Genomic DNA, 13,106 nt, shown 5'->3' with positions numbered 1-13,106 from the left:
CGCCCGTCGCGTCCCGGCGCACCGGGCGGTCAGCCCTCGGGGGATCCCGGGCGCATCCCGGCGCGCATCGCGAGCGTGATCGCCTCCAGCGCCGAGTGCAGGTCGAGCTTCGCTAGCAGGTTCTGCGTGTGCGTGCGGACGGTGTTGGCCGACAGGCCCAGCCGCTCGGCGATCTCCGCGCGGCCCAGGCCGTCGACCATGCACTGCAGCACCTCGCGCTCGCGGGGCGTCAGCTCCGCCAGCAGCCGGGCGCCGCCGCCGTCCCGCGCGTCGCCCGCGACGAGCCGGCGCAGCACCTCGCCCAGCACGTCCGGCGGGATCCAGCCGCCCCGCCGCGCCGCCGACCGGATCACCCCGGCGACCAGGTCGGCGCCCTCGGTCTTCGACAGCCAGCCGACCGCACCCCGCCGCACCGCCTGCACCAGCGTGTCCAGGTCGCTCATCGCGGTCAGCACCACCACCCGCACGTCGGGGTGGTCCTCACGGACGCGGTCCAGGACGTCCAGGCCGCTCTCGGCGCCCAGCGTCATGTCCAGCACGATCACCTGCGGCTGCTCGGTGCCGGCGAGCGCCAGCGCGCGCCGGACGTCCGCGGCGATCGGCAGGATCACCAGATCGGGTTCGCGGCCCAGCCGGGCGGCGAGCGCCTCGGCGAACAGCGCGTGGTCGTCCACGATCAGGACCCGGATCGGTTGCATCCACCGACGATGACCGGTGCGGGGGCGATGCGGATCCTGCAAACGCTGTAGTCGTTTCGGACATGCCGCGGGGCCCGGGGCACCGGGCACGGAACCCGGCCCGCGCGCCCGCCCGGAGATCCTCGCAGGTGGGGGCGCGCGCGAGGAACCGTGCGCGGACGCCCCGTACCGGGCGCCGGTTCACCGCCGTCCGGACCCGGACACCTGGAGTGCCGTCCGTTGACCATCCGCGACCGCCTGCTGATCCTGTGCGTGACCGAGCAGGGACGCACTGGCTCAGGGGATGCCATATGAAAGTCCTGATCACAGGGGGAGCCGGGTTCATCGGCAGCACGATCGCGTCCGCGTTCGCCGAACGCGGGGTCACGCCGGTGGTGCTCGACAGCCTCATCACCGGCCGGCAGGAGTTCACCGACGGGAAGATCTTCTACCAGGGCGACATCGGGGACGGGGAGCTGGTCGACACGATCTTCCGGGAGCATCCGGACATCGCCGTCGCCGTGCACTGCGCGGCGCTGATCGTGGTGCCGGACTCGATGGCGGACCCGCTCCGCTACTACCGCGTCAACCTGGGCCGCACCCGCGACTTCGCCGAGCACCTCGTCCGCAACGGCTGCGACCGGATGATCTTCGCGTCGACCGCGGGCATGTACCGGCCGGAGGCCGACCTGTCGGTGACGGAGACCTCGGCGCTGGAGCCGCAGAACCCCTACACCCGCTCGAAGATGATGGCCGAGCTGATGCTGGAGGACGTCTGCCGGGCCACCTCGCTGCGGGTCGTCTCGCTGCGCTACCTCAACCCGATCGGCGCCGACCCGCAGCTGCGCACCGGCCTGCAGAACAGCAAGCCGACGCACGCGCTCGGCAAGATGATCGAGTCGTACGAGCTGGGCGTCCCGTTCAAGATCACCGGAGTGGACTGGGACACCCGCGACGGCACCGCGATCCGCGACTACATCCACGTCTGGGACATCGCCCGCGCGTTCTGCGAGGCGGCGGACCGGTTCGACTCCGTCGTCCCGCCGCTGCGGCCGGCCGGGGAGGGCTCCGGCTACGAGGTGATCAACCTCGGCACCGGCGACGGCACCACCGTCCGGGAGCTGGTCGAGGCGTTCCGCGAGGTCGTCGGGGACGCGTTCGTCGCGGAGGAGGCCCCGGCGCGCCCCGGCGACGTCGTCGGCGCGTTCGTCCGGCCCGACAAGGCGTGGGAGCTGCTGCGCTGGAAGCCCGAGTACACGATCGAGGACGCCATCCGGCACTCCCTGCAGTGGGCCGAGCGGCGCCGGGAACTCGACGTCGCCTGACCCGCGCGCCGGCCCGGCGGTCCCGCGGGGCCTGCCGCGGCGGCGCACCGGCCCGCCCGCCCGGGGCTCGTCCGGTCCCCGGTCCTTCCGCTGGAGGGGACCGGACGAGCGGCGCGCCCGCGCCCGCGGAAGGCCCTATGCTGGCGGCGCATGACCAAGATCATCGATTACGGGCGTTTCGCGGAACGGCTCGCCGCGGACCGGCCGCGCTGGGCGCTGCTCGACGAGGTGCAGCGCGAATGGGGGTACCGGGATCCCGGCGGCGACCCGCTGGCGAGCCGAGAGGACGAGGCGCCGGGATACGAGCCGGACGAACCGGTCCCCGCCGCGCTCCTGGAATGGTGGGACTCGCCGTTCAACTCCTTCGCCATGCGGCCGCGCCTCTACTGGACCCACCCGCAGTGGCCGCCGTCCGCCCCCGACTCCGTCGACGACCCGCCGGGCGACTCCGTCCGCGTCATCATGGCCGAGTACCAGTGGGTCAACCAGTGGGGATACCTGGCCTCCGAGGCCGCCCAGGACGACCCGAAGGTCGTGGTCAACACCGCCGGCGGCTGGACGACGCAGAGCCGCTCCATTTCGGAGTTCTTCCTGCAACTGGCGCTGGAACGGCTGCCCGCGCACTTCGGCTGGAGCATCCGGGTGCCGCGCAAGACCGTCGACGACGACCCCGCGATCGTGGCGCGGCTGCAGGACAACTACCGCGACATGGGCCTGCTGCCCTGGCAGGAGATGGGCACCGACGCGCTGTCGTACGGGGCGCCGGACGCGATCATCCGCCACGGCCGCGGGCCCGGCGCCGACTACGCGATCGTCGTCCAGGCTCGGACCCGCCGGGCCCTCACCGACGTCCTGGACACGCTCGGCCTGACCTGGTCCGACGAGGACGTCGCCGCGCCCGCCGAGGTGCCGCCGCGGACCGAGGACCTCGGCCCCGCGTCGTTCGCCAGCGACGACGAGCGCTGGACGGCCGCCGCCGTCCCGGCCGCCTCCGCCGTCCCCGCCCTCCCCGACGTCGCCGCGCTCCGCGACCTGCCGGGGCGCACGGCCGCCGGCACCGACCGCGACCGGACGGCCGCCGCCGCCGGCACCTCCGCCGGGCACGTCCACGTGTGGGACGCCGCCGGCGCCGAGATCGGCGCCGAGAGGCTGCACCGCGCGCCGGTCACCGCCGTCGCCTGCGTCCGCGACGCCGAGGGGCTCACCGTCGTCAGCGGCGACGCGAACGGGGTCCTGCGCCGCTGGAAGCCGGGCGTCGGGGTGTTCGCCCGGGCCTTCGCGCACCGGGACGCGCCGGTGACCGCGCTGGCCGGCGCGACCCTGGAGACCGGCGCCGCCGTCGCCGCCGCCTGGGCCGACGGCCTCGTCCGGATCTGGGACCTGGCCACCGGCTCCGTCGCGGACCTGCGCATCGGCACCGGCATCGAGGCCCTCGGCCTGCGGCCCGAGGGCGTCCTGCACGTGACCGCCACCGGGGGGTCGGCCGCGCTCCGCCTCGACCTGGACCGCCTCTGGCCGGACCGGGACTTCCGTTCGCGGATCGACCGGATCGCCTGGAAGGACCTCTGGTCCAACCACGGCCCGGCCGTGGAGGTGCCCGGCCTGCTCGGCACGCTCGCCTCCGACGACGAGGACGCGGCGCAGGCCGCGGTCAAGCGCCTCTACGAACTCCTGGTCTCCCGGCACGGGCCGAACGCGGCGGCCGCGCCCGCCGTCCCGTTCCTGGTGGAGCGGATGCTGGTCCCCGGCAACCGGGCCCGCAACACCCTCCTGCTCCTCATCGCCGACATCGCGGACGGCCCCGGCGACGAGCGGGAGGCGGTCAAGGCGGCGGTCCCGTCCCTGCGGCACCTGCTCGACGACGACCACCCGTCCATCCGCTGGGCGGCCAACGAGCTCGTCCGCATCTGCGAAGCGTGATCCGCCCGCGCGGCCTCCCGGCTCCGCACGCCGGGCGGCCGCGGCGTCACCCCCCGGGCCGCTCCGTCCCGTTCCGGCGGAGCCGGCGCGCGAGCGGCAGGACGACGAGCATCTGGACGGCCGCCGCCGCGCCCACGGCGGCCATTCCCAGGACCATGCCCGTCACCTGGTGGCGGAGATCGCCGTCGCCGCTGCGCAGCATCGCCGAGTGGGAGGCCTGGTTCACCCACAGCGCCGCAAGGGCGAGGGCGCCCAGCGCCCACAGCACGCCCGGACGCGGCGCCCGGACGTTCACCCACCGCCCGGTGACCAGCCCCAGGGCCCACCTGACCAGGACCAGCAGCGCCCCCGGCACCACCGCGAACGCGAGCGGGTTGTAGTGCCACGCGGTGGCGGCGTCCCCGCGCATCAGCGCCTGCACCGCCCGCGTGCCGCCGCACAGCGGGCACACCATGCCCACCAGCCGGAGCGGGCTGTGGACGACGATCGGCGGCAGCCCGAACACGGCCATCAGCGCCCCGGCCGCGAGTCCCGCGACCGCCACCGCGCGGAGGCGCCGGTGCCGGTCGACGCGGTCCCAGCTCACCCGCACGGGCATCGGCCCGGCCGCCCGCTCTTCACTGCTCACCGTCCCGTTGTACCCCGGCCCCGGGACCCGGCGACACCGCTCCGATCATCCGGCGCGGGACCGTGCGCTCTCACCTGCGGCGACGGATTTTCTTGAAGAGAATGGGGCGGCGATGTCGAGATCCGGTGCGCGGCTCCGTCCCCGGGGCGGACGCGGCCGGAAGGGGTCGCGCCGACGAAGAGGAGGTCACGATGGCCAAGTACCTGCTGCTCAAGCACTACCGGGGCGCTCCGGCCGCGGTCAACGACGTGCCGATGGACCGGTGGACGCCGGAGGAGATCTCGGCCCACGTGAAGTACATGGAGGACTTCGGGGCCCGGCTGGAGGAGACGGGCGAGCTCGTCGACGTCCAGGCGCTGTCGTCCGAGGGCACGTTCGTCCGCTACGACGGCGAGGGGCGCCCGCCGGTCACCGACGGCCCGTTCGCCGAGACCAAGGACCTGATCGCCGGCTGGTACGTGATCGACGTCGACTCCTACGAGCGCGCTCTCGAACTGGCCGGGGAGCTGTCGGCCGCTCCCGGCGCGGGCGGCAGGCCGATCCACGAGTGGCTCGAACTGCGCCCGTTCCTCGGCACGCAGCCCACCATCACGGAGTGACGGCCCGCGTGAACGAGGTCATGCTCCGGAGCCTCATCCCGAGCGTGCTCGGCGTCCTCGTCCGCCGCGGAGCCGACTTCGCGGCGGCCGAGGACGCCGTCCAGGACGCGCTGGTCGAGGCGCTCCGCGTCTGGCCGGCCGACCCGCCGCGGGACCCGAAGGGCTGGCTGGTCACCGCGGCCTGGCGCAAGTTCCTCGACGCGGCCCGGTCGGAGGCCGCGCGCCGCCGCCGCGAGGAGCTCGTGGACGAGGAGCCGGCGCCCGGTCCCGTGCCCGCGGCGGACGACACGCTGCGGCTCTACTTCCTGTGCGCCCATCCGTCGCTGACGCCGGCGTCCGCGGTCGCGCTCACGCTGCGCGCCGTCGGCGGGCTCACCACCCGGCAGATCGCCGCGGCCTACCTGGTCCCCGAGGCGACCATGGCGCAGCGCATCAGCCGCGCCAAGCGCACCGTGTCCGGTGTGCGGTTCGACCGGCCCGGCGACGTCGCCACCGTGCTGCGCGTCCTGTACCTGGTCTTCAACGAGGGCTACTCCGGGGACGTCGACCTCGCCGCCGAGGCGATCCGGCTCACCCGGCGGCTCGCGGCCGTGATCGACCATCCCGAGGTGGCGGGGCTGCTCGCGCTGATGCTGCTGCACCACGCCCGGCGCGCCGCCCGGACCGCGCCCGACGGCGGGCTGGTGCCGCTCGCCGAGCAGGACCGCGGCCGGTGGGACACCGACGCGATCGCCGAGGGCGTCGGCATCCTGCAGGCGGCCCTCGCCCGGGACCGGCTGGGCGAGTTCCAGGCCCAGGCCGTCATCGCGGCGCTGCACGCCGACGCGCCCACCGCCGAGGAGACCGACTGGGTGCAGATCGTCGAGTGGTACGACGAGCTCGCGCGGCTGACCGACAGCCCGGTCGTGCGGCTCAACCGGGCCGTGGCCGTCGGCGAGGCCGACGGGCCGCGCGCCGGGCTCGCGGCGCTCGCGGAGGTGGACGCCTCGGTGCCGCGCCACGCCGCGGTGGCGGCCTACCTGCACGAGCGGGACGGCGACCCGGAGACGGCGGCACGGCTGTACGCCGAGGCGGCGCGGAAGGCGACGAACCTCGCCGAGCACGCCCACCTGACGCGCCAGGCCGCCCGGCTCAACTCCCGCCCCCGCTGACGGGGGCGCTCGGCGGGGCGGCCGGACTCGGCCACCGGGCGACGCGCTCGCGGCTCGCGCGCCGGGCGTGCGGACGGTCGCGGGGCGCCGGTGCGGGGCACGGGTGCGGGCGCGGGTGCCGGTGGGGAGGCCGAGGGAGACGAGGTCGCGATTCCGGTGGACCCCTGGCGTGAGACTGCCGTCTGAACTAACGTCACACCGAGCAAGCGGTAGGTACAGAATTCCGGGACCGGCCGCACCGGTCCGCCGGGCCCGCCCCCGGCGGCGCGAAAAGGGCGACGGTGCGGGAGAATGGGGGACGGTCACAGCGAGGAGGCGTTTTGAGCGGCGATGTGCGGTTCACCGTCACGCGGACGCTGACCAAGGATCAGCAGGCCCGGCGCCAGCGGCTGATCGACGCGGCGCGCGACCTGGCGCGCGAGGGCGGCTACCCGGCCGTCACCATGCACGACGTGGCGGACCGCGCCGGGGTGGCCCGCGCGACCGTGTACCGCTACTTCGCCACCAAGGACCACCTGCTCACCGAGGTCGCCGCGACCTGGGCGCACCGCATCACCGGCGACATCGACGCGCTCGCGGTCGGCGAGACGCCGGTCGAGCGGCTCACCGCGCTGCTGGAGCGGATCGTCGAGGTGGCGGCGCAGGAGCGGACCCTCACCTCGGCCATCATCCAGGCCGTGACCTCGGACGACTCCAGCGTGGACGACGCCCGTACGGTGCTGTTCCTGTTCGTCCGCGACCGGCTGTCGGCGGCGATCGGCGAGCCGGTGCCCGCGCGCGACGACGTGGAGATCGTGCTCGGCCACATCCTGCTCGCCGCGCTGGTCAGCCTGGCGTCGCTGCGCCGTCCCACCGAGGAGGTCAGGGACATGGTCCGCACGTCCGGGCGGCTGGTGCTGGCCGGGGCGCTGGCGACCGCGCCGACGGCCTGACCGCGCCGGCGCCCGACCCGGACGGCGGCTCCGCGCGCGCCGTATTGGTCCATCTTCCGTGCGCCCCATTGGCCCTTTGATGTGGACCACCGGGCTCGTAGCGTTCCACGGGTGACGAACCCACCGCTGTTCCTGCTCGCCGCGCTCGTCCTCGTCGCGATCCCCGGGCCCAACCACCTGTACATCACCGCGCGCAGCATCGGGGAGGGCCGGCGCGCGGGCGTCGCGTCCGCGCTCGGCGTCGAGTCCGGGATGCTGGTGCACATCGCCGCCGCCGCGGCCGGGCTGTCCGCGCTCGTCGCCGCGTCCGCCACCGCGTTCGGGTTCCTGCGCTACGCGGGCGCCGCCTACCTGGTCTTCCTCGCCTGGCGGACGCTCCGCGCCCGCGGCGGCGAGGACGCGCCGCTCCTCGAACCGCGGCCGCTGCGCCGCGTCTACCTCGACGGCGTGCTGGTGAACGTGCTGAACCCGAAGGTCGTGCTGTTCTTCCTGGCGTTCCTGCCGCAGTTCGTCGACCAGCGGGCCGGCGCCGTCCCGCTGCAGATCGCCGTGATGGGGCTGGTCACCGCGCTGATCGGGCTGACCGCCGACCTCGTCTACGCGTTCGCCGCCGGGTCCCTCGGCGGATGGCTGCGGGCCCGCCCCGCGTTCCGCCGCCGGCAGCGGTACGCCACCGGCCTCATCTACCTCGGCCTCGGCGCCGCCGCCGTGCTCGCCGGACCGGGAGGCCGCCGGGCCTAGGTTTCCGATGAACGGTTTGTCAGTCGGATGACAAGAGCCCGCCTGCAATGCGTCCCCGATCGCGCAGCCCGCCGCCCGCCGGCTCGGTACCTTCCGGAAGGACTCATGGGGGGCGGGAGGTGCGAAGGTGACGACGAGCCTGAAGGCTTTCGCCGGCGGGTCCGGGGGGCCCGGCGGGGCGTCCGCCCGGGGCGGGGACGACCGCTCGCCGCTGAAGCCGTGGGCGGGGGTGCCCAGCGAGCTGTCGGAGATGTTCCGGCCGCACCTGGAGGCCCTCGCCGAGGAGATGATCGAGGAGATCCTCGCCGGGATCCCGGAGTACTCGCGTCCGCAGGACGAGGAGTACGCGCGGCTCGTCCGGCTCGCCGTGGAGGGCGCGCTGCGGCAGTTCGTCGATCTGATCATGGACCCGGAGAGCTCCTGGGAGGCGGTCGCCGCCGTCTACCGGGAGATCGGCTGGGCGGAGGCCCGCGAGGGCCGCAACCTCGACATCCTGCAGACCTCGCTGCGGCTCGGCGCCCGCGTCGCGTGGCGGCGGCTCGCGTCGGAGTCCGAGCGGTACAACATCTCCCGCCGCACCCTCGCCAGCATCGCCGAGGCGATCTTCGCGTTCCTCGACGAGATCGCCCGCGCGGCCACCGAGGGGTACACCAAGGCCCGCGAGCAGGAGGCCGGCGAGCTGGAGCACCGCCGCCGGCGGCTGCTCGACATGCTGCTCGCCGAGCCGCCCGCCGCGCCGCAGGCCGTCGCCGACCTCGCCCGGCTCGCTCAGTGGCGCGTGCCCCGGACGGTCGCGGCGGTCGTGCTGTACGAGCGGGGGCACCAGCCGTTCTCGCACCCGTCGCTGCCGCCGGACGTCCTCGCCGACGTCAACCGGCGCGAGCCGTGCCTGCTCGTCCCGGACCCGGAGGGCCCCGGGCGCGGCCGGATGCTGGAGTCGGCGCTGCGCAACTGGGTCGCCGCGCTCGGCCCGACCGTCCGCACCGAGGACGCGGCCAAGTCGCTGCGCTGGGCCCGCGAGGCGCTGCCGCTCGCCCGCCGCGGCATCCTGGCGTCCGACCGGCTGATCCGCTGCGCCGACCACATGCCGGTGCTGGTGGTGTTCAAGGACGAGGAGTTGGTGCGTGCGGTCGCGGACCTGCGGCTCGCGCCGCTGAAGACCGTACGGCCGCGGCACCGCGAGCGGCTCATGCGGACGCTCCTGTCCTGCCTGCAGAACGGGTTCAACGCCACCGAGGTCGCGAGCCGGCTGCACGTCCACCCGCAGACCGTCCGGTACCGGCTGCACCAGCTGGAAGAGCTGTTCGGCGAGCGGCTGTACGACCCGGAGACGCGGCTGGAGATGGAGATGGTGCTGACCGTCTGGCTCTCGGGCCCGCAGGAGGACCGGCCGGACGCCGACGTGATCCCGCTGGACGGCCCGCGCCGCCGCGAGCAGGACACCGCCCCCAGCGAGTAGCGCCGCCGAGGAGCGCCGCCGAGGAGCACCGCCAGGCCGCCGCGCCCCAGGGCGACCGCGTATCCATCAAACGATTGACCGAGAGCCGGGCGGCCCCCTACGGTGCTGCCCATGACCAGCGACTCCGGCCGGGAGCACATCCTCGACGTCGCGACCCGGCTGTTCGCCGAACACGGGTACGACGGCACGTCCACCCGCTCGATCGCCGAGGCGGCCGGGCTCAACATCGCCACCGTCGCCTACCACACCGGCGGCAAGCGCGATCTCTACCTCGCCGTGATGGAACGGGCCCACCAGGCCGAACGCGCCGCCCTGGAGGGCGCCCTCGCCGGCCTCACCCCCGACGCGGCCGGGATCCTCGCCCTCGTCGACCGCTACATCGACTTCTGCGCCGCCCACCCCGAGATCACGGCCCTGTGGATGCACCGCTGGCTGTCGGACGCCTCCGACATCGCGGACATCGAGAGCCGGTACGTCAAGCCGCTCATGGACGCGGTCGTCCGCGCGGTCGGGGACGCCGTCGGCGAGGACGCCGACGTCGAGTACGTCGCCTGGACCGTCATCTGGTGCACCCACGGGTTCGGGCGGGGCGGCGTCCTGCGCGGCGACGGCCTCCGGCACGGCATGGAGGACCCCGCCGCGCTCGCCCGCTTCCGCGCCAACCTGCACCGGCTCGTCATCGCGGGGCTGAACCTCGACGCCCGGGCGGCGCTGTGACGGCGCCCGCCGCGACCGCGGCGCTGCCGCGGCGGCGGCTCCTCGGCTACGGCGTCGGGTCCGTCGGCACCGGCGTGTTCTCCGCCGTCCCCGGCCTGCTGCTCCTGTACTACCTGACCGACGTCCTCGGCGTGTCGGCCGCGATCGCCGGCGCGGTGCTGGTCGTCCCGAAGGCGTGGGACGTGGTGCTGAACCCGATCGTCGGCGCCGCCAGCGACCGCGAGGCCGTCCGGACGGGCCGCCGCACCCGGCTGCTGCTGATCGGCGGCGCGACGCTGCCGTTCCTGTTCGCCGCGATGTTCGCCGTCCCGGCGGACTCGCCCGGCTTCGGCGCCGGCTGGGCCGCCGTCATGTTCCTGCTGGCCGCGAGCGCGTTCGCGTGCTTCCAGGTGCCGTACGTGGCGCTGCCCGCCGAGATCTCCGACCTGCCGTCCGAGCGCGGCCGGGCGATGGCGTGGCGGGTCGTGTGCCTGACCGTCGGCATCCTCGTCGCCGGTGGCCTCGCACCCGCCCTGTCGGACTCCGCCGGGGGAGGACGCGGCGGATACGCGCTGATGGGCGCCGTGATCGGCACCGTCATGGGCGCCGCGATGATCACCAGCGCGCTGGCCAACCGGTGGATCCCGTCCGCCCCGGGCCCGCGCCCGCTCGGCCTCGCCGCCGCGCTGCGCGCCGCGCGCGGCAACCGCCCGTTCTTCGCGCTGCTCGGCGGCTACGCCGCGCACACCCTCGCCGTCGCGATCATGCTGGCGGGCGCCCCGTACGTCGCCACCTACCGGCTGGACGACTACGGGCTGACCTCCGCGATGTTCGTCTGCATGGTGGGGCCGAGCGCCTTCGCCGTCCCGCTGTGGCGGAAGATGTCCGTCCGGTACGGGATCGTCCCCTGCTATGCCACGGCGCTCGCGATGTTCGCCGTCACCGGCTTCGCCTCCTACCCGGCCATCTCCGCCGGCTCCCGGCCGGGGGTGCTGCTCCTCGCCGCGCTGACCGGCGTCTGCTACGCCGCCGTCCAGCTGTTCCCGCTGTCGCTGCTGCCCGAGACCGTCCACGCCGACAAGGGGCGCACCGGGCAGGCCCAGGCCGGCGCGTTCACCGGCCTGTGGACGGCCGCGGAGACCGGCGCGCTCGCCCTCGGCCCCGGCGTGTTCGCGCTGGTGCTGGCGGTGTCGTCGTTCCGGTCGTCCGACCTCGACGAGCCCGTCCACCAGACCGGGACCGCCCTCACCGGGCTGACCGCCGGCTTCTCCATCCTCCCGGCCCTGCTGTTCCTGCTGGCCGTCCCGCTCCTGCTGGCCTACCGCCGGCTCGCCGCCGCCCACCGACCGACCGAGGAAGCACAGCCCCATGCCGCATGAACACGAAGTCGCCCCGGGGGGAGCGGAGGGCCGTCCCTCCTCGGGAAGCGCCGAGAGCGCCCTGCCCGAACACGGCCGTCCGGCCGCCGACCTGCTCACCGAGCTCGCCCGGCTCCGCGAGGCCGACCTGCCCGTGCGCGGCGGCCACGTCACCGCCTACGTCTACGACACCGGACGCGAGGCCGTGCACGACCTCGCCGCCACCGCCTTCCAGGAGATGCTCGAGGTCAACTGCCTCGACCCGACCGCGTTCCCGAGCATCGTCGCGCTGGAGCGCCGCATCGTGTCCGCCGTGGCGGGCAGGCTCGGCGGCGGCACCGGCATCTTCACCAGCGGCGGCACCGAATCGATCATGCTCGCGGTGAAGGGCGCCCGCGACGCCCGGCCCGTCGCCGGGCGCCCCCGGATCGTCCTGCCGGCGACCGCGCACCCCGCGTTCCACAAGGCCGCGCACTACCTCGGCCTCGACGTCGACCACGTCCCGGTGGACGCCGGCTTCCGCGCCGACCCGTCCGCCGTCGCCGCCGCGATCACGCCCGACACCGTCCTGGTCGTCGCGTCCGCGCCGTCCTACCCGCAGGGCGTCATGGACCCGGTCGAGGAGATCGCCCGCATCGCCGCGGCCGCCGGAGTGCTCTGCCACGTCGACGCGTGCGTCGGCGGCTGGGTGCTGCCGTGGCTCCGCGACCTCGGACGCCCCGTCCCGCCGTTCGACCTGTCCGTCCCCGGCGTCACGTCCATCTCCTGCGACCTGCACAAGTACGGGTACGCCCCCAAGGGCGCGTCCGTCGTGCTGTTCGCGGACGAGGCCGTCCGCCGGGCCGCGTACTTCGCGTCCGCCGAATGGCCCGGCTACACCGTCATCAACGCCGGCGTCCAGAGCAGCAAGAGCGCCGGCCCCCTAGGCGCCGCGTGGGCCACGCTCAACGCGGTCGGCGCGCAGGGCTACCGCGACCTCGCCGCGACCGCCATGGACACCGCCGAACGGTTCATCGCGGGCGTCGCCGGCATCCCGGGGCTCCGCGTCCTCGGCGACCCCGCCGTCCCGCTCGTCGCCGTCGCCTCCGACGACCCCGCCCTCGACGTCTTCACCATCGCCGACGAGGCCCGCGCCCGCGGCTGGTTCTTCCAGCCGCAGCTCGCCTACCAGGGCATCCCGCCGAACCTGCACTTCACCCTCACCGGCGTCAGCGACGTCGACGCGCTGCTGTCCGCGCTCGCCGACGCCGCCAAGGCCTCCCGCGCGGCCGGACCGCCCGACGTCCCGGCCGACCTGCTGGACGCCCTCGCCGGGCTCGACCTCGACACCCTCGACGACGCCGGCTTCACCGGCCTGCTCGCCGCCGTCGGCGTCGACCTCGACGGCGGCGGGCCCGAGATGGCGGTCGTCAACACCGTCCTGAACGGCCTGCCGCCCGCCACCCGCGAGGCCCTGCTCGTCCGGTTCCTGTCCGCCCTCTACGCCGGCTAGTTGTTCTGTCTATGGAGGTTGTGAACGCGGGGACACGGTCGGATGATCTTGGAATGAGGGAGGGCCTCCGGGTTCGGTGTGGATTGCGACATCTACGCCGACACCGCAGGAGGCCCTCATGCCCCACC

The 13,106-nt window shown here is 74.9% G+C and carries 12 protein-coding genes; 10 read left to right on the top strand and 2 right to left on the bottom strand.

Going from position 1 to position 13,106, the window contains the following annotated elements; translation table 11 throughout:
* Positions 1–29: 29 nt before the first annotated feature.
* A complete protein-coding gene (locus J4557_RS19485; RefSeq protein WP_208268155.1) occupies positions 30–698 on the bottom strand; it encodes a response regulator in 669 nt (222 codons plus the stop codon).
* A 290-nt stretch (positions 699–988) separates the two neighbouring features.
* Between J4557_RS19485 and galE the strand changes: the two genes are divergently transcribed.
* Together galE and J4557_RS19475 are read left to right on the top strand one after the other, a co-directional pair.
* Complete coding sequence (gene galE, locus J4557_RS19480) at positions 989–2,002, top strand: UDP-glucose 4-epimerase GalE (RefSeq protein ID WP_208268154.1); 1,014 nt, start codon at positions 989–991, stop codon at positions 2,000–2,002.
* Positions 2,003–2,152: 150 nt separating this feature from the next.
* Positions 2,153–3,922: a WD40 repeat domain-containing protein gene (locus tag J4557_RS19475; RefSeq protein ID WP_208268153.1), complete on the top strand. Its 1,770-nt coding sequence runs from the start codon at positions 2,153–2,155 to the stop codon at positions 3,920–3,922.
* Between the two features lie 46 nt (positions 3,923–3,968).
* On the opposite strand, the gene J4557_RS49710 is transcribed toward J4557_RS19475, so the two are convergent.
* On the bottom strand, positions 3,969–4,550 hold the full coding sequence (locus tag J4557_RS49710) for a DUF2752 domain-containing protein (RefSeq protein ID WP_208268152.1): 582 nt from the start codon (positions 4,548–4,550) through the stop codon (positions 3,969–3,971).
* Between the two features lie 191 nt (positions 4,551–4,741).
* On the opposite strand from J4557_RS49710, the gene J4557_RS19465 reads away from it, so the two are divergent.
* The 8 genes from J4557_RS19465 to J4557_RS19430 all read left to right on the top strand — a co-directional run bounded on the left by J4557_RS19465 (position 4,742) and on the right by J4557_RS19430 (position 12,978).
* A complete protein-coding gene (locus J4557_RS19465) occupies positions 4,742–5,149 on the top strand; it encodes a YciI family protein (protein WP_208268151.1) in 408 nt (135 codons plus the stop codon).
* Positions 5,150–5,157: 8 nt separating this feature from the next.
* Positions 5,158–6,300, top strand: a complete 1,143-nt coding sequence (locus tag J4557_RS19460) for an RNA polymerase sigma factor (protein ID WP_208268360.1) — start codon at positions 5,158–5,160, stop codon at positions 6,298–6,300.
* Between the two features lie 320 nt (positions 6,301–6,620).
* Complete coding sequence (locus J4557_RS19455) at positions 6,621–7,232, top strand: TetR/AcrR family transcriptional regulator (protein ID WP_208268150.1); 612 nt, start codon at positions 6,621–6,623, stop codon at positions 7,230–7,232.
* A gap of 111 nt (positions 7,233–7,343) precedes the next feature.
* On the top strand, positions 7,344–7,973 hold the full coding sequence (locus J4557_RS19450) for a LysE family translocator (RefSeq protein WP_208268149.1): 630 nt from the start codon (positions 7,344–7,346) through the stop codon (positions 7,971–7,973).
* Positions 7,974–8,100: 127 nt separating this feature from the next.
* Positions 8,101–9,432, top strand: a complete 1,332-nt coding sequence (locus tag J4557_RS19445; RefSeq protein ID WP_307800076.1) for a PucR family transcriptional regulator — start codon at positions 8,101–8,103, stop codon at positions 9,430–9,432.
* 111 nt (positions 9,433–9,543) lie between these two features.
* Entirely contained in the window at positions 9,544–10,149 is a 606-nt protein-coding gene (locus tag J4557_RS19440; RefSeq protein ID WP_208268148.1) for a TetR/AcrR family transcriptional regulator, read from the top strand.
* Positions 10,146–11,507: an MFS transporter gene (locus J4557_RS19435; protein ID WP_208268147.1), complete on the top strand. Its 1,362-nt coding sequence runs from the start codon at positions 10,146–10,148 to the stop codon at positions 11,505–11,507. Before J4557_RS19440 ends, J4557_RS19435 begins: the two co-directional genes overlap by 4 nt.
* Positions 11,497–12,978, top strand: a complete 1,482-nt coding sequence (locus J4557_RS19430; protein WP_208268146.1) for a pyridoxal phosphate-dependent decarboxylase family protein — start codon at positions 11,497–11,499, stop codon at positions 12,976–12,978. Before J4557_RS19435 ends, J4557_RS19430 begins: the two co-directional genes overlap by 11 nt.
* Positions 12,979–13,106 lie beyond the last annotated feature (128 nt).

The sequence above is a fragment of the Actinomadura nitritigenes genome (assembly GCF_017573545.1).
Classification (GTDB): Bacteria; Actinomycetota; Actinomycetes; order Streptosporangiales; family Streptosporangiaceae; genus Spirillospora; species Spirillospora nitritigenes.
Note: the sequence above shows the minus strand (reverse complement) of the source record. Positions and strands in the feature narration are given on the sequence as shown.